The sequence below is a fragment of the Acetivibrio straminisolvens JCM 21531 genome (assembly GCF_000521465.1).
In the GTDB taxonomy this organism is placed as follows: domain Bacteria; phylum Bacillota; class Clostridia; order Acetivibrionales; family Acetivibrionaceae; genus Hungateiclostridium; species Hungateiclostridium straminisolvens.
The window spans coordinates 1-1,870 of sequence record NZ_BAVR01000138.1 but is presented as its reverse complement, the minus strand read 5'-3'; the positions used below and the strand labels follow the sequence as shown (position 1 = coordinate 1,870).

The following is a 1,870-nucleotide window of genomic DNA, read 5'->3' as shown; positions in this document are numbered from 1 at the left end:
TATTGTCAGGTGTCCTTTCTGCCTGCTCCTCAAACACCTGGCTTAAGGTCTTTTCCTTGGGATATTCTTTATTCGTGTCGTTAAAGTCAAAGAGAATCTGCTCTTTTTCTTCCCTTGTGAGCATCTCTATCTTGGAAATCTCTTTATTGGGGTTTTCGGAAATTTCCTTCAGTATTTTGCTAAAATGCCCTGCAAGTTTTTCCATTGTCTCCCTCTTAAAAAGACGGGTGCTGTATTCCAGATTAAATCTTATATCATCCTTGTCCTCAATAGCCTCCAATGTAATGTCAAATTTGAAACCTTGTTCTCAAACTCAAAAGGAATAAACCTCAAACTCTCAACTTCGGTCTCAGGTACTCCCATGTTCTGAAGTACAAACAAGGTATCAAACAACGGATTTCTGCTCAAATCCCTTTTCAAATCCAGCAGCTCTAAAAGCTTCTCGAACTGGAATTCCTGATTTTCCAGAGCATTTAACACATTGCTTTTCACTTCTTCAAGAAACTCTCTGAAAGTTTTTTCGCCCTTCGGATAATTTCTCAAAGCAAGAGTGTTTACAAACATCCCTGCCAAATTCTCCAAGTCCGCATGGGGCCTTCCCGCTGTTGGTGAACCGACTATTATATCCTCTTGTCCGGTATATTTGTAAAGAAGAACATTATAGGCTGCCATGAGCACCATATAAAGAGTTGTGCCGGTATTTGCCGCAACAGCTCTAAGCCCTTCTACCAGTTCCTTTGACAAAGCAAACCTTATTCTATCCCCTTCATAGCTTTGTATTGAAGGTCTCGGATAATCCGTAGGCAAATTCAAAACCGGTATGTCGTCAGAGAAAATATTTTGCCAGTATTCCATCTGTTTTTTGATAATCTCCGATTCAAGAATGCTGTTTTGCCATACGGCGTAGTCCCGGTATTGTATCCTTAACGGAGCCAAATCCTTTTGGCTATACAGCTCAATAAATTCCTTCACCAGTATCACAGAGGTAACTCCATCGGATATGATGTGATGCATATCGAACATCAGCAAATGTTTTTTCTCCCCTATTTTCACAAGCTCTGCCCTAAAAAGGGGTGCAGTTCCAATATCAAATTCTCTTATAAAATCCTTGATTATATCTTTTGCCTTGTCCGCATCCGCTTCTTTATACCCAAGCTTAAAATCCACTTGCTTATGAACCCTCTGAACAGGTTCGCCATTACGCAATTCAAAGGAAGTTCTCAGTATTTCATGTCTGTCAATGAGTTTTTTAAACGCCTTTTCAAAAGCCTTTAGGTCTATATCGCCTTCAACAGTCAGTACTCCGGGCAAATTATAAGTTGTGCCGAGATTTCCCATTCTCTCCAGAATGAATAAACGTTTTTGCGCCGAAGATACCGGATACACTGCGAAATCTCCTCCCGGAGCTTGGTAATCCTTTTCTGCGAGATGAACAATAGAGGAATATATATTTTTTCCCGAGCCCTCTATCTTTTCTGCAAATTGCCTGATGGTAGGAGCTTTAAATATCTCTCCCAAGGATATCTGGACATTAAACTCCTTATGTATCCTTGACACAAGAATAGCAGCCTTTAACGAATGACCTCCCAGTTCAAAGAAGTTATCGTTGACCCCGACTTTCTCGCATTCTAATACCTCCTGCCAAATTTGAGCAAGTTTCTTTTCAGTTGTGCCCACAGGCTCCACATATTTCACTCCGGTGTTTATACTGCCCGAAGGTACGGGAAGTGCCTTTCTGTCAATTTTTCCGTTGGGTGACAGAGGCATTTTATCAAGCCTTATGAAGTAAGACGGAACCATGTATTCCGGAAGGCTTTTCGTTAAATGCTCCCTAAGCTCTGAAGGAGCAATTTCCCTGTCCCCTGTGATA

General features: G+C 41.2%; 2 protein-coding genes. Both read right to left on the bottom strand.

The genetic code is table 11. The features are described 5' to 3' along the window. A partial coding sequence (locus tag JCM21531_RS24130; protein ID WP_279379116.1) for a condensation domain-containing protein occupies nt 1–280 on the bottom strand: 280 nt, incomplete at its 3' end. Next, nucleotides 250–1,870 (bottom strand): condensation domain-containing protein (locus tag JCM21531_RS17060; RefSeq protein WP_279379115.1); only part of this gene is annotated, 1,621 nt, incomplete at its 5' end. The genes JCM21531_RS17060 and JCM21531_RS24130, both read right to left, overlap by 31 nt.